The following is a 19,000-nucleotide window of genomic DNA, read 5'->3' as shown; positions in this document are numbered from 1 at the left end:
AGCGTTGTCGAAGGCATCAACAACACCATCAAGGTCATCAAGCGCAGGGCCTACGGCTATCGCGACGAGGAGTATTTCTTCCTCAAGATCCGCGCCGCGTTCCCCGGAATTCCGCGTTGAACCTTTTTTGATCGGCACACCCTGCATCTTTTTTCGCGTGCCACAATGCATCGCGATTCGTCAGATGGAACCATCCCGATGCCGCCCACCCCTGCCCTGCGCCGCCTGCTGACCCTCTATGCCGGCCTGATCGCCGCAAATGCCGCCGTCTGGCTGTGGGCGCTCGCCGTGTTGCGCGATCATCCGCTGCTGCTCGGCACCGCGGCGATCGCTTACGGTCTCGGGCTGCGTCACGCGGTCGACGCCGATCACATCGCCGCGATCGACGTTGCGACGCGCAAGCTGATGCAGGAAGGCCAGCGTCCGGTGAGCGTCGGCCTGTTCTTCTCGCTCGGCCATTCGACGATCGTGATCGCCGCGACGCTCGGCATCGCGCTGACCGCATTCGCGCTGCGCGACCGGTTCGATGCATTCCGCGAGATCGGCGGCACGATCGGCACGGCGGTGTCGGCCACCTTCCTGCTCGTGCTCGCGTGCGTGAACCTGGTGATCCTGCGCGACGTGTGGCGGCGCTATCGCGGCACGCACGGGCACAGGCACGACGCCGCGCATGTGCACCGTCCTGCCGGGCTCGTGTCCCGGCTGCTGCGTCCGCTGTTCCGGTTCGTGTCGAAGAGCTGGCACATGTATCCGGTCGGCGTGCTGTTCGGGCTGGGTTTCGATACCGCAACCGAAATCGGCCTGCTCGCGATCGCCGCCGCGCAGGCGAGCCAGGGGCTGCCGGTCTATACGGTCATGCTGTTTCCCGCGCTGTTCACCGCCGGCATGACGCTGATCGACTCGACCGACAACGTGCTGATGATTCACGCGTACGGCTGGGCGATGGACGATCCGCAGCGCAAGCTGCTCTACAACGCGAGCATCACGTTCGTGTCGGCGGCCGTCGCGCTGGCGATCGGCGGGATCGAGGCAGCCGGCCTGCTGGCCGACAAGCTGTCGCTGACGGGCCCCGTGCGCGACGCGCTCGATGCGCTCGGCGAACGCTTCGGCTCGATCGGCTACGGCATCGTCGCACTGTTCCTCGTCTGCTGGATCGTGTCGATCCTGTTCCACCGCTGGCAGCGCGCGGCCGATGCGCCTGCGCGCTGAACTTGGCTCGAACGTTTCGTTCCGGGAACAAAACTCCCCCCAAGACGATGCATGCGGCGACGCGCGCTTGCGTGCGCGTTGCGCGGCGGACGCAGGCGGCCGGCGGCACGGATCTCGCGGATAGGGATTCGCACGGCGGGCCCACATGCCGTTCCCCTCTCGCGGCTGGCGTCCGGCGCCCGCCCGAAGGCGAAACGGTTGCCGACAGGACTACGAATCTTTAACACTCCTCCTGCATCACACGTCGATGGCCGCGCGGCGACGAGGCATCGCGCGCATGGGGAGGCCATGATGCTCAAGACGAAACAACCGTTCCGCACGACGGGACGGCGTTATCGCGCAACCTTGCTCGCCGCAGCCGCGTTCGCGTGCTGCTGCTCGTATGCCGTCGCACGAGATGCGGCACCGGACGCCGCGGCCGATGCAGTTGCCAGCGCGGCCCTCATGATGACGCTGGTCGACGACCCTTCGCCGTGCGCCGCCAATCCGGCTGCGCGCGCGGCGCACGTCTTCACCGGCAGGCACGTTGGTGGCCATGGCGCCGGTGCGAGCGGCAGTGGCAGCAGCAGCCCCGGTAGCGGAAATGGCAGCGGTCACGGCAACGGCGGGCCGTCCGGAGGCAGCCGCTGAACTGCTGCGTTGCCCGGCCGGTTGTCGTCAGAGCATCTCGAGCGCACGCTTGCTGCGTGGCGGACGGAAGTACGCATCAAGCTGCGCGCGCTCGTCATCGCTGAACACGAGGTCGAGCGCGGCCCGGTTGTCGCGCACGTGTTCGAGCCGCGACGCCTTCGGGATCGCGAAAACCCCCGGCTGCGCGAGCACCCACGCGAGCGCGACGCGCATCACCGACACCCCGCGCTGCCGCGCGATCTCGTCGAGCGGCGAGCGCTTCGGCAGCCGCCCGTGATCGACCGGGCTGTACGCCATCGCCGGCATCCGGTGCTCGGCGAGCCACGGCAGCAGGTCGAATTCCGGGCCGCGCCGCGCGATGTTGTAGAGGATCTGGTTGGTCGCGCACGCGCCGCCACCGGCTTCATCGACGAGTTCGGCCATGTCGGCCGTATCGAAGTTGCTGACGCCCCAGTGACGAATCTTGCCCGCGCGCTGCAGCGCTTCGAAGCCTTCGACCGTCTCCTCGAGCGGCACCGAGCCACGCCAATGCAGCAGATACAGGTCGAGGCGATCGGTACGCAGGCGCTTGAGGCTCGCCTCGCATGCGGCGACGACGTCGCGCCGGCCCGCATGGTGCGGATAGACCTTGCTGACGAGGAACACGTCGTCGCGCAGGCCCGCGAGCGCCTCGCCGACCAGTTCCTCAGTCGCGCCGTCGCCGTACATCTCGGCCGTATCGACCAGTGTCATCCCGAGCGCGACGCCTTCGCGCAGCGCGGCGATCTCGTCTGCGCGCCGGGCCGGCCGCTCGCCCATTTCCCACGTGCCCAGGCCAAGCTTGGGAATCGTCTCGCCGTCGGGCAGGACAACCGTGGCGATCGTGTCTGTCATGCGTTCCTCGTTGCGGATGCGTGGCCGCGCACCGCGGCCCAGGCATGGAATACGACGCATCAGTGTAGTCAATCCGCGCGCAATTCACCTATTGCACGGCAAAAACCGGCTATAACGGCGCCACGCGATGACTTAGAATGGCCGCAATCAGATCGATACCCACTCCATGAAGGCATCCACGGACGACCGCTGGCAGGACCTGCGCCCCGACCCCGACAACGACACGCCGCTCTACCTGCAGCTCGCCCGCAAGCTCGGCGACGCGATCCACGACAATCGCTGGACAGCCGGCGAGGCGTTGCCCTCCGAGCGCGTGCTGTCCGATGCGCTCGGCGTATCGCGCATCACCGCGCGCAAGGCGATCGCGCTGCTCGTCGAGCAAGGCCTGATTCGCCGCACGCAGGGCGCGGGCAACTTCATTCAGCCGCGCTACGAAGATCCGCTGTCGCGGCTGTCGAGCTTCAGCGAAATGCTTGAGCGGCGCGGCTTCAAGCCGAGCTCGCAATGGCTCGCGCGCGAGATCCAGCCGGCGAACCGCGACGAAGTGATCCAGCTCGGGCTGTCGCCGGCCGCATCGGTCACGCGCCTGAAGCGCCTGCGCCTTGCCGACGGCATCGTGATGGCCGTCGAGAATTCGACGTTTCCCGCCACGCTGATCCCCGATCCGCAGGCGATCGGCGGTTCGCTGTACAGCTATCTCGAGGCACGCGGCACGCCGATCGTGCGCGCGCTGCAGCATTTCCGCGCGGTCAATGCGACCGACGAGATCGCCGAGCAGATGGGCATCGCACCGCACGACGCGCTGCTGCTGATCACACGAATCGGCTATACGTCGGACCAGCGTGCGATCGAACTGACCGACACCTACTGCCGCAACGACTACTACGACTTCGTCGTCGAGCTGCGCAAGTAGCGCCGGCCGCACCGCCGGCGCTCACAGCCAGCACGCATCGTCGGTGCCGAGCGGCACGGGCGGGCGCGCCAGCGACGGCGGTGTCGCCGACAACCGCTCGGCCGGCCGTACCGCGTAGAGCATGCCGAACGGCGACGCGATGCGCTCGAGCCGGTCGCGCACGTCGGTGCGCGCGAAATCGGGTGCCTGCAGGCCGTCCGGCACGATGCCGAACGACTGCAGCCAGCGTCCCGTCTGCGCGAGCGACAGCCGCACGTGCCAGCTTCCTCCTTCGCGCGCCCGGCGCGCGAGCGCGATCATCGCACCGAACGCCGCGAGATAACCGGTTGCGTGATCGAGCGCCTGGCACGGCAGGTGGCGCGGCCCGTCCGCGTGCGCAGCCTGCTGCTCCTGCCACGCGATCCCGCTCGCCGACTGCACGAGGCTGTCGAAGCCGCGCCGCTGCGCCCACGGCCCCGCATGCCCGTACGCGGATATCGACACGTACACGATGCCGGGCCGCCGCGCCGCCAGCGCTCGCGGCCCGAAGCCACGCGCCGCGAGCGCGCCGGGCCGGTACGACTGCAGGAACACATCCGCGCCGCGTGCGAGCGCGTGCAGCGCATCGACGCCCGCCGCATCGCGCAGGTCGATCCACGTCGAACGCTTGCCGCGCCCGTTGTCGATCACGAGCGGCGCGATGTTCGGCAGGTGCGGGCCGTTGACGAGCAGCGTCTGCGCGCCGTGCGACGCCAGCGTGCGGCCCGCGACCGGCCCTGCGATGATGCGCGTGAGATCGAGCACACGCACACCCGCGAGCGGCTGGCCGGCTTCGCCGCGGCCGATCGGCTCGGCCGGTGCGTCGCCGATCCGCTCGATCTCGAACAGCGGCAGCGATGCGATCGCGCGCGCCTGCTCGAGTGACACCCACTCGTCAGGCGTTCTGATCAATGCGGCGCACAACCCAGCCTCGGCCAGCACGGTATCGAGTGCTGCGCCCTCCCGCGCGCGGATCGCCGTGGCGACATCGTCCCGCTGCGCGCCGCAGCCGAGTACGTCGAGAACGCCGTTCAGGTGATGCGGAAAGTTCGCGTGCAGCTGGATCCAGCGTCCGTCGCCCGTCTCGAAGAAGCCCGTCACCGGATGACGCAACTCCGGCGGCGGGCCATCGTCCACGCGCAGGTAGCGTTCGCTGCGGAACGCGATGAGCGCGTCGCGAACCGACACGTCGACGGTTTGCGCGACGCCGGTGCGAAGCCGGTGGCATTCGGCCGCCGCGAGCCCGGCTGCCGCGATCGTCGCCACTGCCAGCGTGCCGACCCGGAAGGTCGACGGCAACGTCGGGTCCTGTCCGGTCACGGTCGCACGGGCCAGCGCGTCGGGGGCGCCGTGTGCCAGCTGCCACAGATGCGCCAACGCGAGTTCGGGTGTCATGGCGGAATGGGCGGTGAGAAAGACAAGATCGAGTCTAGGATTCGCGACAGTCGAGAGCAATCCTGATTGCGCGAATCGGCGCATCACGCATGGTCGGACCCCCTGCGCCCCGGCAGAAGCGGCCGACGTCACATCCGCCAGCGCGCCGGAACCCTGCCAGCATCCTCGGGACCGGCGTGAGCCGCCGCACATCTGCACCGCGAGTTGCTGCCCTCACGACCGGGTCGCGCAAGCAGGCACCGCTGCCATCACGCGGGCAAGGTGCGGCTGCTCGCACGCCGCCGTGCCGACGCGAAACGCTCGCGCGGCGGCGTCGAGCGTTCGCTCGACCGGCACGTACCGAAGACGGACTCGCGGATCTCTGCACGACTGCACGGCCCGCTGGATCACGCATGCGCTCGAACAATGCATGGACGGAACGCTGATCCTGCCCCGGGCGTGCTACGTCGGCAACGACGCGGGCGCATGACGCCGGCCGTCGCGCCACGCGACGAGCGGCCTCCACCAGGCCTGCGCGGCGCGCCTCGCCGACACCTCGGGCGAACCGAACGCGAACGTCGCACGTTGCGACCCCGCGCTAACCCATACACGCATGCCGGGCAAAAGCATCAGCGAATCCCCGCCGCCGAGCCAGTGATCGTCGGGCCGGCCCTCGATCGTCACCCAGACCTCGCCGTCGGCCACCTCCAGTGCGGTGCGATCGACGATCCGCCACCGACCGGCCGGCTCGTCGCCGTCGATCACATAAAGTCGCAGTTCGCGCATGGCGGTCTCCTGGTCGCGCGGGTTCGATGGCATCAGTATTTCGGACAGCGGCAGCACGCGGACAGATACGGATGCAGACACTTTCGGCTGAACTGTATTGGTCAATCGACGGGGACGGCACCCGCCGGGCGGACTTCGCACCGAACCTGCACGGCGCGACGGCTTTCCCTACAATGTCGGCTGTCCTGCGCCACCACCCGCCCCCCATGTTCCAGCGTCCGCCTGCCGCCGCTCCCGGCGAAAAGAACCTCACCGTGATGCTCTGGCTCGTCGCAACGGGCTTCTTCATGCAGACGCTCGACTCGACGATCGTCAACACGGCGCTGCCGTCGATGGCCGCGAGCCTCGGCGAATCGCCGCTGCGGATGCAGTCGGTCGTGATCGCGTACTCGCTGACGATGGCGGTGATGATCCCCGTGTCGGGCTGGCTCGCCGATACCTTCGGCACGCGGCGGGTGTTCTTCAGCGCGATCCTGGTGTTCTCGCTCGGCTCGCTGCTGTGCGCAAACGCGCATACGCTGACGCAGTTGGTCGCGTTCCGCGTCGTGCAGGGGATCGGCGGCGCGATGCTGCTGCCGGTCGGGCGGCTCGCGGTGCTGCGCACGTTCCCGGCCGAACGCTACCTGCCCGCGCTGTCGTTCGTCGCGATTCCCGGCCTGATCGGCCCGCTGATCGGGCCGACGCTCGGCGGCTGGCTCGTGAAGATCGCGTCGTGGCACTGGATCTTCCTGATCAACGTGCCGGTCGGCGTCGCGGGCTGCATCGCGACCTTCTATTCGATGCCCGATTCGCGCAACCCGGCCGTCGGCCGCTTCGACCTGAAGGGCTACCTGCTGCTGACGATCGGCATGATCGCGATCTCGCTGTCGCTCGACGGGCTCGCCGATCTCGGGATGCAGCACGCGGCCGTGCTCGTGCTGCTGATCCTGAGCCTCGCGTGCTTCGTCGCGTACGGGCTGTACGCGGTGCGCGCGCCGCAACCGATCTTCTCGCTCGAACTGTTCCGGATCCACACGTTCAGCGTCGGGCTGCTCGGCAACCTGTTCGCGCGGATCGGCAGCGGCGCGATGCCATACCTGATTCCGCTGCTGCTGCAGGTGAGCCTCGGCTACTCGGCGTTCGAGGCCGGGCTGATGATGCTGCCGGTGGCGGCGGCCGGGATGTTCTCGAAGCGGATCATCACGCGCCTGATCACGCGGCATGGCTACCGCAAGGTGCTGCTTGCGAACACGATCATGGTCGGCGTGATGATGGCGAGCTTCGCGCTGATGCGCGACACGGTGCCCGTCTGGGTGAAGGTCGTGCATCTCGCGCTGTTCGGCGGCTTCAACTCGATGCAGTTCACCGCGATGAACACGCTGACGCTGAAGGATCTCGGCACGGGCGGCGCGAGCAGCGGCAACAGCCTGTTCTCGCTCGTGCAGATGCTGTCAATGAGCCTCGGCGTCACGGTGGCGGGCGCGCTGCTCGCGACGTTCACGGGCATGCTGCGCACCGTCACGCCGAGCAACACGCTGCCGGCGTTCCATGCGACCTTCATCTGCGTCGGGATCATCACGGCCGCGTCCGCGTGGATCTTCGCGCAGCTCGCCCCCGAGATCCGCAGCACCGCGCGCAAGACCGATCCGTCCGAGCGCGCATGACGCGTGGCGCGCGCCGAACCGGGTCGGCGCGCACCATCACGGTGCAGCGCGGCCTCGCGATGCGCATTTGAAACGCCTGCAATGCCCGGCGGCTCGCCCGCGACGCGCCGCCGCACGGGGTACGATGCCGTGCACGCTTCTTGCTGGCCTATTCTCTAGGTAAACTCGCAGTCTTCCTTCGGCCGACATCATGAGCATGATCGAAATCGATCCCCCCGGCTTTCAGCCGCCCCGCCCCGTCGCCGGCGACGACGGGAACCGGCGCACCGTGCTGTACGGCGGCTACACCGTGTTCAGCGTGTTCCAGCCCGTTTTCTCGGTGTCGCACCGCCGCGCGATCGGCTATCACGCGTCGCTGCGTGCGCACGACGAGGAAAGCCGCCAGGTGGCGTCGCACGAGGTGTTCACGCAGGCGGCGCGGCGCGGCGACCTGCTCGAGCTCGGCCGGCTCGCCGAATCGCTGCATCTTGGCAACTTCCACGCATTCGACAGCCATGACGAATGGCTCTTCCTGAGCCTGCACCCGGCCGCGCTGATGGACACCGTCTACAGCGACGCGATGCTCGCGAACCTGAAGGCGCTCGGGCTGCCGCCGCATCGCGTGGTGCTCGAGGTGCCCGAGCAGGCGGGCGGCGAGACGCCGCGCTACGCGGCGATCGTCGACGGGCTGCGCAAGGCCGGCTTCCTGATCGCACTCGTCGGGTTCGGCGCGAAGCATTCGAACATCGATCGCGTGTGGCACCTGCATCCCGACATCGTCACGCTCGACCGCGGCATTCTCGCGCAGGCGAGCGAGCACTCACATCTCGAACGCGTGCTGCCGGGGCTCGTCTCGCTGCTGCACGAATCCGGGCAACTCGTGCTGATGGGCGGGCTCGCGACGGAGCGCGACGCGCTGATCGCACTGGAGTGCGACGTCGATTTCGTGCAGGGCCAGTACTTCGCGGGGCCGAGCGTCGAACCGGTGCAGCCGCAGGCTGCCGCCGGCTGCATGGATACGCTGTCGGCCGCATTGCGGCTGCGCGTCGCGGAACGCGAGCGCACCCAGGCGGCACGGCTCGCGCCGTACGTCACGGCGCTCGAGGAAGCGAGCCGCAAGCTCGTCGCCGGAGAATCGCTGACCGACGCGGCCGCGGCCGTACTCGGGCTGCCCGAGACCGCGCGCTGCTTCCTGCTCGACGCATCGGGACGCCAGATCGGCGACAACGTGCTCGCGCGCGGCAGCGTATCGCAGCGCGCCAAGCGCTTCCGGCCGCTGCTGCATTCCGAAGGGGCAAGCTGGGAACGCCGCCCGTACTTCATCGGCGCGATGCGCGCACCGGGCCGCGTGCACCTGACGGCACCCTACCTGTCGATCAACGAGGCGCACCTGTGCGTGACCGCGTCGATCGCCGCGCCGGTCGCGACCGGCATGCAGGTGCTCTGCGTCGACATCAACTGGGAAGCGGCACTCAACCGCGAATGAGCGGGGAGCCGCCGCGTCGCACTCACGCGGCGGCGGTCTTGCGCGCGATCAGCCGGTGCACGCGCTTGCCGGACGATGCGCTGACGACCTCGTGCTCGTCGATCACCTGCGTGCCGGCGCCGAGCGCCGCCCGCATCCGCGCCGAATCGAGCAGCGTGTAGAGGCGGCCGCGCTCGTCGCGCAACGTGCCGTTTCCGGCCACCCGCCAGCTCATGTACAACGTGCCGCCCGGCATCAGGAGTTCGGCCAGCCGCGTGGCGGCGGCCGCCGCGTCCGCCTGTTCGAGATGCATGACGACCGTTTCGCACAGCACGTTGCGAAACGCGCCGGACGGCACACCGGCCAGCGCCGGCAACGTGGCCAGCTCGAAGGTGAGATCCGGATGGTGCCGCCGCGCCTCGTCGAGCAGCGCGGCGCTTGCGTCGTAGCCACGCACGTCGAAGCCGCGCGACGCGAGCCAGGCCGTATCGCGCCCGGCTCCGCAACCGACGTCCGCGGTCGGTCCCGGCGAAAAATGCTGCTCCAGCAGCGCGTACATGTCGTCGGGCGCGGCCTGGTCGAGCCAGTCCTGCGCGTACTGCGCGGCATGGGCGTCGTAGGCATCGAGAGTCGGGCGATCCACCATGGTAACGGCTCCGCATAGGCGTCGTATGACGCACCCCGCATCTTAGCCGTTGCGCCCCGCGGGCGGCACGTCGCGCGAAGGGTTGCGCAGCCGCCTACGCGGCCCGCACATCGCCCGCGCGCGGCGCCTGCGCGGTCAGATCGGCCCACAGCTCGGCGGCGCGCCAGGCCGGGCGCGCCGCTGCGCGTTCCGCGTCGTGCACGAGCGCGCACAGTCGGGCATTGACGGGCGCCTGCCCGCCAAAGCGCGCGGCCAGCCGCACGACCTCGCCGTTGATCCACTCGACTTCCGTCGCCCGCCCCGCCGCGAGATCGTCGGACATCGACGAACGCGCGAGTGGATCGATCGCGAGCATCCGGCTACCGAGCACGCGAAACGCCGGATCGGGCAAGTCGAGCACGTCCGGGATCCACCCGGCCGGCAACGGCGTCAGCCGCGCGGGCCGGATCGCGGCCCGCGCCAGCCAGTGCAGGGCTTCGCGCTGCGCGAGCGCAACACAGCGCCGGTACCCGCGTTGCGCGAGTTCGTCGCGCAGCGGCAGGTTCGCGAGCGCGTTGATCGCGTTGTTCAGGTTGAGCAGCAGCTTCGCCCATTGGACGGCCGGCATGTCGCGATGCAGCACGAGCGGCAGTCCGGCGCGCGAGAACGCACCAGCGAACGGCGCGAGCGCGGGGGACGCTTCGGCCGCCAGCGCACCGGCCGAGCCCTGGTGAAACGCACCCGGCTCGCGCTCGATCACGTTGAACGGCACCATGCCGGCGAGCACGGCGGCTTGCGGCAGCGATGCGCGCAGCACGTCGGCGTTGTGCAGGCCGTTCTGGAAGCTGATCACGACCGTGCCGGGCCGCAGCACGCCGGCGAGCTGCGCCGCGGCCTCACGCGTCGCCGCCGATTTCACCGCCACGAGCACCAGCCGCGCAGCCCCTGCAGACGCCGGATCGGTCGCGAACGCGACATCGGCCGGCGCGAGCGTCGCGCGATAGCCGCGCTGGTCGGTCAGCGTCAGCCCGTGCCGATGAATCGCGTCGCCGATCCGTGCGCGGCCGACGAGCGTCACATTCGCGCCGGCCGCCGCGAGCCGTCCGCCGAGATAGCAGCCGACAGCGCCCGCGCCGAACACGCAGACCGGTGCGTCAGACATGCGAATGCGCGCCGCCGTGCACGGGGCCGGCCCGCCGCTCGACTTCGCGGCGCACGTCGCCGCGCAGCCCCGCGAAGAACGCGACCTCGGCGACGACGAACAGCGGCCCGACCATCAGGCCGACCAGATCGTCGACGAATGCGGGCTTGCGCCCTTCGAACCAGTGCCCGACGAACTGCACGATCCAGCCGACGACGAACGCGCCGATGCCGATCGCGAGCCATTGCGCGGTCGGCAGCACCGCAAGCGCCTGCGCGGCCCACAGGCCCAGCGCGAACAGCGCAGTCATCACGATCCCGAATCGCAGATCGAGGCGCAGGTAGAACACCGAGAACGCGACGGCGAGCAGCAGCGCCGGCGACAGCGCGATGCCGGCCGGCATCCCGATGGCCGGCCGCGACAGCAGCACCTCGACCGCGAACACGATCATCGGGATGCCGACCAGGTGCGTCGCGATATTGCGCGCGTCGCGATGGTAGGCCGCATACTGGGCAAGATGGTCTTCGAGCGTCTTCATCGCGTCTCCTGGTCGGTTGTCGAGCGCTATGATGCGCGTCACGCCCGAAAACCTCTGTCAGCTACCCGACATCGCGTGTCCATGCCCTCTTCGCTCGCTCCATACCTGCCGCAGATCGAAGCGAACCCGTGGTTCGCCGCGCTGCCGCCCGCGTTGCGTGCGGACCTGCTCGCCCGCGCGGCGCTGCGCCGGCTGCCGGCCGGTCATGCGCTGTTCCGGCGCGGCGACCCGCCGTGCGGGCTGTACGCGGTACTGGCCGGTTCACTCACGATAGGTGCGGTCGACCCGCAGGGCAAGGAAGCGCTGCTGACTGTCGCCGAGCCCGTCACCTGGTTCGGCGAAATCGCGCTGTTCGACGGCCAGCCGCGCACGCACGACGCGATCGCACTCGACGATGCGCTGCTTCTGCACGTCCCGCAGGCCGCGCTGCTCGCGATCCTCGACGCGACGCCGCAATACTGGCGACAATTCGCGCTGCTGATGGCGCAGAAGCTGCGCCTGAGCTTCCTGACCGTCGAATCGATGAGCGTGATGCCCGCCGCGCAGCGGCTCGCCGCCCGCCTGCTGATGATCGCCGACGGCTACGGCGGGATCAGCGCCGGCCGCACTCGTATCCGGCTATCGCAGGAAAAGCTCGCGGCGATGCTGTCGCTGACGCGGCAGACCACCAACCAGTTGCTGAAGGCGCTGCAGACCGACGGCGTCGTGCGGCTGCACGTCGGCGAGATCGAGCTCGTCGACGTCGATGCGCTGCGGCGGGCGAGCGGGTTGCCCGACGGGATGCGCTGAGCCCGGCACAGCTGTCGCGCAGCCTCCCCGCCGTCACCGCGTTGCGCTATCGTGGCGGCTCGTCCGTTCACCCGCTAGCACCGCCTTGAGCACGTCGACCGCCTCCGCTCCCTCCCGCCATCCCTGGCCGGTGTTCATCGCATTTCTGCGGCTTGGCCTCACGTCGTTCGGCGGCCCGGTCGCGCACCTCGGCTACTTCCGCACCGAGTTCGTCACGCGGCGCGGCTGGCTCACCGAGCGCACGTACGCGGATCTCGTCGGGCTGTGCCAGTTCCTGCCGGGGCCGGCGAGCAGCCAGGTCGGGATGGCGATCGGCCTCGCGCGCGCCGGCTACGCGGGCATGTTCGCCGCGTGGCTCGGCTTCACGCTGCCGTCGGCGCTGCTGATGATGCTGTTCGCGCTCGGCGTGCACGCGACGGGCGCACCGATCGAAGCCGGCGCGCTGCACGGGCTGCGCATCGTGTCGGTCGCGGTGATCGCGCAAGCGGTATGGGGCATGGCGCGCACGCTGTGCCCGGATGGGCGGCGCGTCACGCTGATGGCCGCGGCCGCATGCGTCGCACTGCTCGCACCGGCGGCGTGGACGCAGGTCGCGGTGATCGTCGCGGCCGGTGCCGCCGGTCTCGTCCTGCTGCCGCAACCGGCGCGCGACGCCCACGAGCCGTTGCCGCTGCACGTATCGCACCGCGCGGCTGTGCTGTGGCTCGCGCTGTTCGCGGCGCTGCTCGTCGCGCTGCCGTTCGCGGCCCGCTTGCTCCGATCCGATACGCTGGCTGTCGTCGACGCATTCTTCCGCACCGGCGCGCTCGTGTTCGGCGGCGGGCACGTCGTGCTGCCGCTGCTGCAGGCGGCCGTGGTCGCGCCCGGCTGGGTCGGCGATGCGGCGTTCCTGGCCGGATATGGCGTCGCGCAGGCCGTGCCGGGGCCGCTGTTCACGTTCTCGGCATTCCTCGGCGCATCGCTGCGCAACGCGCCGAACGGCTGGCTCGGCGGCACGATCGCGCTGGTGTCGATCTTCGCGCCGTCGTTCCTGCTGGTGGCCGGCACCGCGCCGTTCTGGGAACGGCTGCGCCGCAGCACGCGGATGCAGGCCGCGCTCGCAGGCGTGAATGCGGCCGTCGTCGGGCTGCTGCTCGCCGCGCTCTATCACCCGGTCTGGACCGACACGATCGTGGCGCCGCGCGACCTGGCCGCCGCGCTCGTCGCGTTCGTCGCGCTGGTGTTCTGGCGCGTGCCGCCGTGGGCCGTCGTGATGGCGAGCGCAGCGCTCGGCTGGGGGTTCGGCGTCCCGGCCTGACCGGACACGCACGGCACGTTCCACCTCGACGGAAAACAAAAAAGCCCTCGAAACGAGGGCTTTCTTGCTGGGTGCCGCGCGCCGTAGCGGCGCGCCGGCGCCGGACCTTACGCGAAGTTCTTCGCTGCGAAGTCCCAGTTCACGATGTTCCAGAACGCTTCGACGAACTTCGGACGTGCGTTGCGGTAGTCGATGTAGTACGCGTGTTCCCACACGTCGATCGTCAGCAGTGCCTTGTCGGCGGTCGTCAGCGGCGTCGCTGCGTTGCTCGTCGACACGATGTCGAGCGAACCGTCAGCCTTCTTCACGAGCCATGCCCAGCCCGAACCGAACGTGCCGACTGCGGCCTTCGTGAACGCTTCCTTGAATGCGTCGTACGAACCCCACTTCGCGTTGATCGCGTCGCCCAGCGCGCCCGTCGGTGCGCCGCCGCCGTTCGGCGACAGGCTGTTCCAGAAGAACGTGTGGTTCCAGATTTGCGCGGCGTTGTTGAAGATGCCGCCCGACGACTTCTTCACGATCTCTTCCAGCGACAGGTTTTCGAATTCCGTGCCCGGGATCAGATTGTTCAGGTTCGTCACATAAGCCTGATGGTGCTTGCCGTAGTGGTACTGGATCGTCTCGAGCGAGATGGTCGGCGCGAGTGCGTCTTCAGCGTACGGGAGCGGCGGGAGCGTATGAGCCATGGCGATTCCTTCGTTGAGTATGTAGGGAGGCTGTGTTGAATGCTGCCGAGCGTCCGATTGTAGGCGAGGACGAATAACCCCGCAAACTCACGGGCCATTTATCCGCGGTATGCGGAAAAGCGATGCTGGCGCAACGTCCGGCAGCACGACCCGGCGTTGCGCAACAACCGTTCCCGCGCGATTTGGCCGTTGCGCGCCCTGCGCTGCGCTCGCGCAGGTTACGTCAGATCGTGTCGGTCAGCCGCGGCTGCACATCGGCGAGCGACACGTCGGCCGAACCTTCTGCGAGATGCACGGTCAGGCGGCGCTGCGGCTTCAGCGCGTTCGGCGTGCGCACCGCGCGACCCGTCTGTGCATCGATCAGCGCCGCATAGCCGCGCTCGAGCGTGCGCTGCGGGCTCAGCACCTCGAGCCTTGCCGCACAGGCTGACACGCGAGCCGTGTCGCGTTCGTGACGGCGCTGCAAGGCCAGCGCAAGACGCTGCGACAGCCCCGCGAGCGCCTGGCGCGCCTGCGACGGATCGGGCCGCGCACGCTGCCAGCGCAGCTGTGCGAGCGCGAACCGCGCGCGCGCGTCGCGCACCGGCCGCGACGCCGCCGACGCCAGCCGCACCGCGAGCTGCTCGACGTGCGTGCGCTGCCGCTGCAGCCGCTCGGCCGGGCTCACCAGCCGACGCGCGAGCCAGTCGAGCTGCTGCGCGCGCTGTTCGAGCCGGCGTTCCATCCCGCGCGCGAGTGCACGCTGGCGCTCGCCGACCTCGCGCAGCAGCAGCGCGCGCTGCGGGCTGGCGAGCTCGGCCGCGCCGGTCGGCGTCGGCGCACGCACGTCGGCCGCGAAGTCCGCGATCGTGAAATCGGTTTCGTGCCCGACGCCGCTGACGACCGGTAGTTCGCTCGCCGCGATCGCGCGCGCCAGCGCCTCGTCGTTGAACGACCACAGATCCTCGATCGAGCCGCCGCCGCGACAGACCAGCAGCACGTCGACCTCGCGGCGCGCATTCGCGGTCTCGACAGCCGCGACGAGCTTTTCGGCGGAACCGGCGCCCTGCACGGGCGCCGGATAGACGATCACCGGAATGTGCGGCGCGCGGCGGGCGAGCGTGGTCAGCACGTCGCGCAGCGCAGCCGCCTGCAGCGACGTGACGATGCCGATCGCGCGCGGATGGGCCGGCAGCGGCCGCTTGCGCTCGGGCGCGAACAGGCCCTCGCTCTCGAGCTGCGCCTTCAGCCGCAGGAACGCCTCGTACAGTCGCCCCTGCCCGGTGCGCCGCACGGCCTCGACGTTGAGCTGCACTTCGCCGCGCGGCTCGTACATCGTGACGACCGCGCGCACCTCGATCCGGTCGCCTTCGCGCGGCGTGAACTCCGCATATTGCGCGCGACCGCGGAACATCACGCAGCGCATCTGCGCCTGCTGGTCCTTGATCGAGAAATACCAGTGGCCGCTCGCGGCGCGCGTGAAGTTCGACACTTCGCCCGAAATCCACAGCAGCGGAAACGAGCGCTCGAGCATCGTCGAAATCGCGCGATTGAGCGCCGAAACGGGAATCACTTCGTCGCCGCCGCGGGTCGCGCCCGGTGCGGCAAATGGGGAGTCGGAAGGCATGGACGGTCGGATGAATGCTGGCGGCGACACGATAGTCCGACACACGCGCGACGTCCAGCGCCGGACGCATGCGCCGTGACGTTCGGCAGGTGTCCACACTTTGACAATCATCGGCCTAAAACGCGTGAAACCCATCGAAAACACCAGACGATTCGTCGCAACACATTGATTTTTATATATTTTTAAACCTTTCGAAATGATTCTCATCCGATTCGAGGCCCGCCCGGCGGGCGTTTGACGCCATCGAGCGGGGAGTTCTTCACAGAGTTATCCACAAGCCGCCGCGATCCGGCCCCGCAGACTGCGGCGGCCGGTCGCGCTTGCCGCGCCCGCCTGCGGCGCGCTAGAGTGCCGCCTTCCGCAGACCCCGCGGCATGCGCCGCCCAACGGAGAATCCGCCTTGACGAATCCGTCCCACGCCGCGGCGCATCCCATGCCGCGCCCGGCCCGATGAGCGCGCCCGACGGCCCGCTCGCCCGGCTCGAAGCCCGCCTGACGCGCGAATGGCAGCGCCGCGGCGCGCTCGCGTGGGCGCTCACGCCGTTCGCGTGCGTGTTCGGCCTGTGCGCGGCGCTGCGGCGCACCGCCTACGCACAGGGCTGGAAGAAGCCCGTCGACGTCGGCGTGCCCGTCGTCGTGGTCGGCAACGTGACCGTCGGCGGCACCGGCAAGACGCCGACCGTGATCGCACTCGTCGACGCGTTGCGGGCGGCCGGCTTCACGCCCGGCATCGTGTCGCGCGGCTACGGCGCGAACGTGAAGGCGCCGACCGCCGTCACGCCCGCGTCGCGCGCCAGCGCGGGCGGCGACGAACCGCTCCTGATCGCACGCCGCACCGGCGCGCCCGTCTGGGTCTGCCCCGATCGCGTCGCGGCCGCGCAGGCGCTGTGCGCCGCGCATCCGGACGTCGACGTGATCGTCAGCGACGACGGCCTGCAGCACTACCGCCTCGCGCGCACGGTCGAGCTCGTCGTGTTCGACCACCGGCTCGGCGGCAACGGCTTCCTGCTGCCGGCCGGCCCGTTGCGCGAGCCGCTGTCGCGGCACCGCGACGCCACGCTCGTCAACGATCCGTACAGCGGCGCGCTGCCGCCGTGGCCCGACACCTATTCGCTCGCGCTCACGCCGGGGGCCGCGTGGCACCTCGACCAGCCCGCGCTGCGCCGCCCGCTGTCGCAATTCGCGCACGAGCGCGTGCTCGCCGCGGCCGGCATCGGCGCGCCGGAACGCTTCTTCGCGACGCTGCGCGCGGCCGGCCTCGCGCCCGCGACGCGCGCGCTGCCCGACCACTACGCGTTCGCCGACAATCCGTTCGTCGACGATGCCGTCGATGCGATCCTGATCACCGAGAAGGATGCAGTAAAATTGGGCGCTTCCTGGCGCGACGCCCGACTGTGGGTTGTCCCTGTCGAAGCCGCGCTCGACCCTCGCCTCATTGCCCTCGTTGTGGAGAAACTCCGTGGACGCTCGCCTGCTTGAAATTCTTGTGTGCCCTATCTGCAAAGGCCCGCTCCACTATGACCGTGCCGCGCAGGAGCTGATCTGCAACGCGGACAAGCTCGCGTATCCGATCCGCGACGGCATCCCCGTGATGCTGGTCGACGAGGCGCGCCAGACCGTCGAAGGCACGCCGGTCGACCCGGCCGGCCGCTAAGCCGCCCGACCCGGCCCCCGCCGCGGCCCGCCCGCCGCGAGGGCGCCGAACCCAGCCGGGTGGCGCGCAGCAGACGCGCCGCCCGCTCCGCTCTTCTCACCGCCCTCCCCGATGACTCAACCCTTCATCGCCGTCATTCCCGCCCGGCTCGCGTCGACGCGACTCCCGAACAAGCCGCTCGCCGATCTCGGCGGCAAGCCGATGGTCGTGCGCGTCGCCGAGCGCGCGCGCGAAGCAGGCGCGCAGCAGGTGCTGGTCGCGTCCGACGCCCAGAGCGTGCTCGATGCGGCACGCGATCACGGCTTCGAAGCGGTGCTGACGCGTGCCGACCATCCGTCCGGCACCGACCGGCTCGCGGAAGTCGCGGCGACCTTCGGGTGGAGCGACGACACCGTCGTCGTCAACGTGCAGGGCGACGAGCCGCTGATCGACCCCGTACTCGTGCGCGACGTAGCGTCGCACCTCGCCGCCCATCCGGCCTGCGCGATTGCGACGGCCGCCCACCCGATCCACGACGCGGCCGACGTGTTCAACCCGAACGTCGTGAAGGTCGCGCTCGACGCGCAGAGCGTCGCGCTGTACTTCTCGCGCGCGCCGATTCCGTGGAGCCGGGACGCGTACCAGCCGCACTGGCCCGACGTTGCAGCGATGCCTGCGCCTGCTTTCCCGGTCTACCGGCACATCGGCCTCTATGCATATCGTGCGCGTTTCCTGCGCACGTATCCGACGCTCGCGCAGGCGCCGATCGAACAGGCCGAGCAGCTCGAACAGCTGCGTGCGCTCTGGCACGGCGAGCGCATCGCCGTGCTGATCACCGAGTCCGCGCCCGAAGCCGGAATCGACACGCCGGCCGATCTCGCACGCGTGCAGGCCCTTTTTCAGCCGTCATCAAAATAACCCGTGGCATAATCAGGCGATTGTGCGAGCCGTCCGCGACCAGCGCGTCCTCGCTTGACCCCGCCCGCGGCCTTGCCGGCAGCCGCGCGTCGCCAAAGCCGACGCGCCGCATCAGACCGGTCCGTCGCGCGCCAGGCAAGCCCCGCGCTCGCAGTCGCCGACGCCTTTGCGTCTCGCCACACGAATCTACATACTTGGAGATATCACCATGCGTTTGATCCTGTTGGGCGCGCCCGGCGCGGGAAAGGGCACCCAGGCAAACTTCATCAAGGAAAAGTTCGGCATCCCGCAAATCTCGACGGGCGACATGCTGCGCGCGGCCGTGAAGGCCGGCACGCCGCTCGGCGTCGAGGCGAAGGGCTACATGGACGCCGGCAAGCTCGTGCCGGACGCGCTGATCATCGGCCTCGTCAAGGAGCGCCTGAAGGAATCCGACTGCGCGAACGGCTATCTGTTCGACGGCTTCCCGCGCACGATCGCGCAGGCTGACGCAATGAAGGAAGCCGGCGTCGCGATCGACTACGTGCTCGAAATCGATGTTCCGTTCTCGGAAATCATCGAGCGCATGAGCGGGCGCCGCACGCACCCGGCATCGGGCCGCACGTACCACGTCAAGTTCAACCCGCCGAAGGTTGAAGGCCACGACGACGTGACGGGCGAGCCGCTGATCCAGCGCGACGACGACAAGGAAGAAACCGTCAAGAAGCGTCTCGAAGTGTACGAAGCGCAAACCAAGCCGCTGATCACGTACTACGGCGACTGGGCGCAGCGCGGCGAGGAAAACGGCCTGAAGGCCCCGCAGTATCGCAAGATCTCCGGTCTCGGCAGTGTCGAGGAAATCCGCGAGCGCGCGTTTGACGCGCTGAAGTAAGCAGCG

At 69.5% G+C, this 19,000-nt stretch carries 20 protein-coding genes; 12 read left to right on the top strand and 8 right to left on the bottom strand.

All coding sequences use genetic code 11. From position 1 onward, the window contains the following. The 3 genes from LGN17_RS35230 to LGN17_RS35220 form a co-directional block, all read left to right on the top strand. Window positions 1–120 (top strand): transposase (locus LGN17_RS35230; RefSeq protein ID WP_217000242.1); only part of this gene is annotated, 120 nt, incomplete at its 5' end. A gap of 78 nt (window positions 121–198) precedes the next feature. Further along, window positions 199–1,209: a HoxN/HupN/NixA family nickel/cobalt transporter gene (locus LGN17_RS35225; protein ID WP_226201399.1), complete on the top strand. Its 1,011-nt coding sequence runs from the start codon at window positions 199–201 to the stop codon at window positions 1,207–1,209. 288 nt (window positions 1,210–1,497) lie between these two features. Beyond that, window positions 1,498–1,839 (top strand): hypothetical protein, encoded by a 342-nt coding sequence (locus LGN17_RS35220; RefSeq protein ID WP_226201398.1) that lies wholly within the window; start codon window positions 1,498–1,500, stop codon window positions 1,837–1,839. A gap of 27 nt (window positions 1,840–1,866) precedes the next feature. Here LGN17_RS35220 and LGN17_RS35215 read toward each other — a convergent pair whose 3' ends face one another. Continuing rightward, window positions 1,867–2,712 (bottom strand): aldo/keto reductase, encoded by an 846-nt coding sequence (locus LGN17_RS35215; protein ID WP_226201397.1) that lies wholly within the window; start codon window positions 2,710–2,712, stop codon window positions 1,867–1,869. Between the two features lie 166 nt (window positions 2,713–2,878). Here LGN17_RS35215 and LGN17_RS35210 point away from each other — a divergent pair, with 166 nt between their 5' ends. After that, complete coding sequence (locus LGN17_RS35210) at window positions 2,879–3,625, top strand: GntR family transcriptional regulator (RefSeq protein ID WP_011352976.1); 747 nt, start codon at window positions 2,879–2,881, stop codon at window positions 3,623–3,625. 21 nt (window positions 3,626–3,646) lie between these two features. On the opposite strand, the gene LGN17_RS35205 is transcribed toward LGN17_RS35210, so the two are convergent. Both LGN17_RS35205 and LGN17_RS35200 read right to left on the bottom strand, forming a co-directional pair. Continuing rightward, a complete protein-coding gene (locus LGN17_RS35205) occupies window positions 3,647–5,038 on the bottom strand; it encodes a CoA transferase (RefSeq protein WP_226201396.1) in 1,392 nt (463 codons plus the stop codon). A 441-nt stretch (window positions 5,039–5,479) separates the two neighbouring features. After that, the gene (locus tag LGN17_RS35200; protein WP_226201395.1) at window positions 5,480–5,803 is read right to left on the bottom strand and encodes a DUF2917 domain-containing protein; all 324 of its coding nucleotides are present in this window, start codon (window positions 5,801–5,803) and stop codon (window positions 5,480–5,482) included. Between the two features lie 206 nt (window positions 5,804–6,009). On the opposite strand from LGN17_RS35200, the gene mdtD reads away from it, so the two are divergent. Together mdtD and LGN17_RS35190 are read left to right on the top strand one after the other, a co-directional pair. Then, the gene (gene mdtD, locus LGN17_RS35195) at window positions 6,010–7,446 is read left to right on the top strand and encodes a multidrug transporter subunit MdtD (protein WP_175951173.1); all 1,437 of its coding nucleotides are present in this window, start codon (window positions 6,010–6,012) and stop codon (window positions 7,444–7,446) included. A 190-nt stretch (window positions 7,447–7,636) separates the two neighbouring features. Then, a complete protein-coding gene (locus tag LGN17_RS35190) occupies window positions 7,637–8,911 on the top strand; it encodes an EAL domain-containing protein (RefSeq protein ID WP_175950939.1) in 1,275 nt (424 codons plus the stop codon). 22 nt (window positions 8,912–8,933) lie between these two features. Here LGN17_RS35190 and LGN17_RS35185 read toward each other — a convergent pair whose 3' ends face one another. From LGN17_RS35185 to LGN17_RS35175, 3 genes are all read right to left on the bottom strand, one after another. Then, window positions 8,934–9,536 carry a class I SAM-dependent methyltransferase gene (locus LGN17_RS35185; RefSeq protein WP_226201394.1) on the bottom strand — a complete coding sequence of 201 codons (603 nt, stop codon included), beginning with the start codon at window positions 9,534–9,536 and terminating at the stop codon, window positions 8,934–8,936. Between the two features lie 94 nt (window positions 9,537–9,630). Further along, window positions 9,631–10,677: a 2-dehydropantoate 2-reductase gene (locus LGN17_RS35180; protein WP_226201393.1), complete on the bottom strand. Its 1,047-nt coding sequence runs from the start codon at window positions 10,675–10,677 to the stop codon at window positions 9,631–9,633. Further along, complete coding sequence (locus tag LGN17_RS35175) at window positions 10,670–11,194, bottom strand: DUF962 domain-containing protein (RefSeq protein WP_226201392.1); 525 nt, start codon at window positions 11,192–11,194, stop codon at window positions 10,670–10,672. Before LGN17_RS35175 ends, LGN17_RS35180 begins: the two co-directional genes overlap by 8 nt. Window positions 11,195–11,275: 81 nt before the next feature. On the opposite strand from LGN17_RS35175, the gene LGN17_RS35170 reads away from it, so the two are divergent. Both LGN17_RS35170 and chrA read left to right on the top strand, forming a co-directional pair. Beyond that, window positions 11,276–11,983, top strand: coding sequence for a Crp/Fnr family transcriptional regulator (locus LGN17_RS35170; protein WP_226201401.1), 708 nt, complete (start codon window positions 11,276–11,278; stop codon window positions 11,981–11,983). Between the two features lie 85 nt (window positions 11,984–12,068). Further along, window positions 12,069–13,280, top strand: coding sequence for a chromate efflux transporter (chrA, locus tag LGN17_RS35165; protein ID WP_226201391.1), 1,212 nt, complete (start codon window positions 12,069–12,071; stop codon window positions 13,278–13,280). Between the two features lie 107 nt (window positions 13,281–13,387). On the opposite strand, the gene sodB is transcribed toward chrA, so the two are convergent. Both sodB and xseA read right to left on the bottom strand, forming a co-directional pair. Beyond that, window positions 13,388–13,966 (bottom strand): superoxide dismutase [Fe], encoded by a 579-nt coding sequence (gene sodB, locus LGN17_RS35160; RefSeq protein ID WP_011352986.1) that lies wholly within the window; start codon window positions 13,964–13,966, stop codon window positions 13,388–13,390. 223 nt (window positions 13,967–14,189) lie between these two features. Further along, window positions 14,190–15,572 (bottom strand): exodeoxyribonuclease VII large subunit, encoded by a 1,383-nt coding sequence (gene xseA / locus LGN17_RS35155; protein ID WP_122946111.1) that lies wholly within the window; start codon window positions 15,570–15,572, stop codon window positions 14,190–14,192. A gap of 450 nt (window positions 15,573–16,022) precedes the next feature. Here xseA and lpxK point away from each other — a divergent pair, with 450 nt between their 5' ends. The 4 genes from lpxK to adk all read left to right on the top strand — a co-directional run bounded on the left by lpxK (window position 16,023) and on the right by adk (window position 18,994). Further along, window positions 16,023–17,051 (top strand): tetraacyldisaccharide 4'-kinase, encoded by a 1,029-nt coding sequence (gene lpxK, locus LGN17_RS35150; protein ID WP_226201390.1) that lies wholly within the window; start codon window positions 16,023–16,025, stop codon window positions 17,049–17,051. After that, a complete protein-coding gene (locus tag LGN17_RS35145) occupies window positions 17,032–17,226 on the top strand; it encodes a Trm112 family protein (protein WP_010090898.1) in 195 nt (64 codons plus the stop codon). Before lpxK ends, LGN17_RS35145 begins: the two co-directional genes overlap by 20 nt. Window positions 17,227–17,337: 111 nt before the next feature. Next, complete coding sequence (gene kdsB, locus LGN17_RS35140; RefSeq protein WP_071334980.1) at window positions 17,338–18,123, top strand: 3-deoxy-manno-octulosonate cytidylyltransferase; 786 nt, start codon at window positions 17,338–17,340, stop codon at window positions 18,121–18,123. A gap of 208 nt (window positions 18,124–18,331) precedes the next feature. Next, window positions 18,332–18,994, top strand: coding sequence for an adenylate kinase (adk, locus tag LGN17_RS35135; RefSeq protein ID WP_175950931.1), 663 nt, complete (start codon window positions 18,332–18,334; stop codon window positions 18,992–18,994). Window positions 18,995–19,000: the final 6 nt, after the last annotated feature.

The sequence above is a fragment of the Burkholderia sp. AU30280 genome (assembly GCF_020420125.1).
In the GTDB taxonomy this organism is placed as follows: Bacteria; Pseudomonadota; Gammaproteobacteria; order Burkholderiales; family Burkholderiaceae; genus Burkholderia.
Note: the sequence above shows the minus strand (reverse complement) of the source record. Positions and strands in the feature narration are given on the sequence as shown.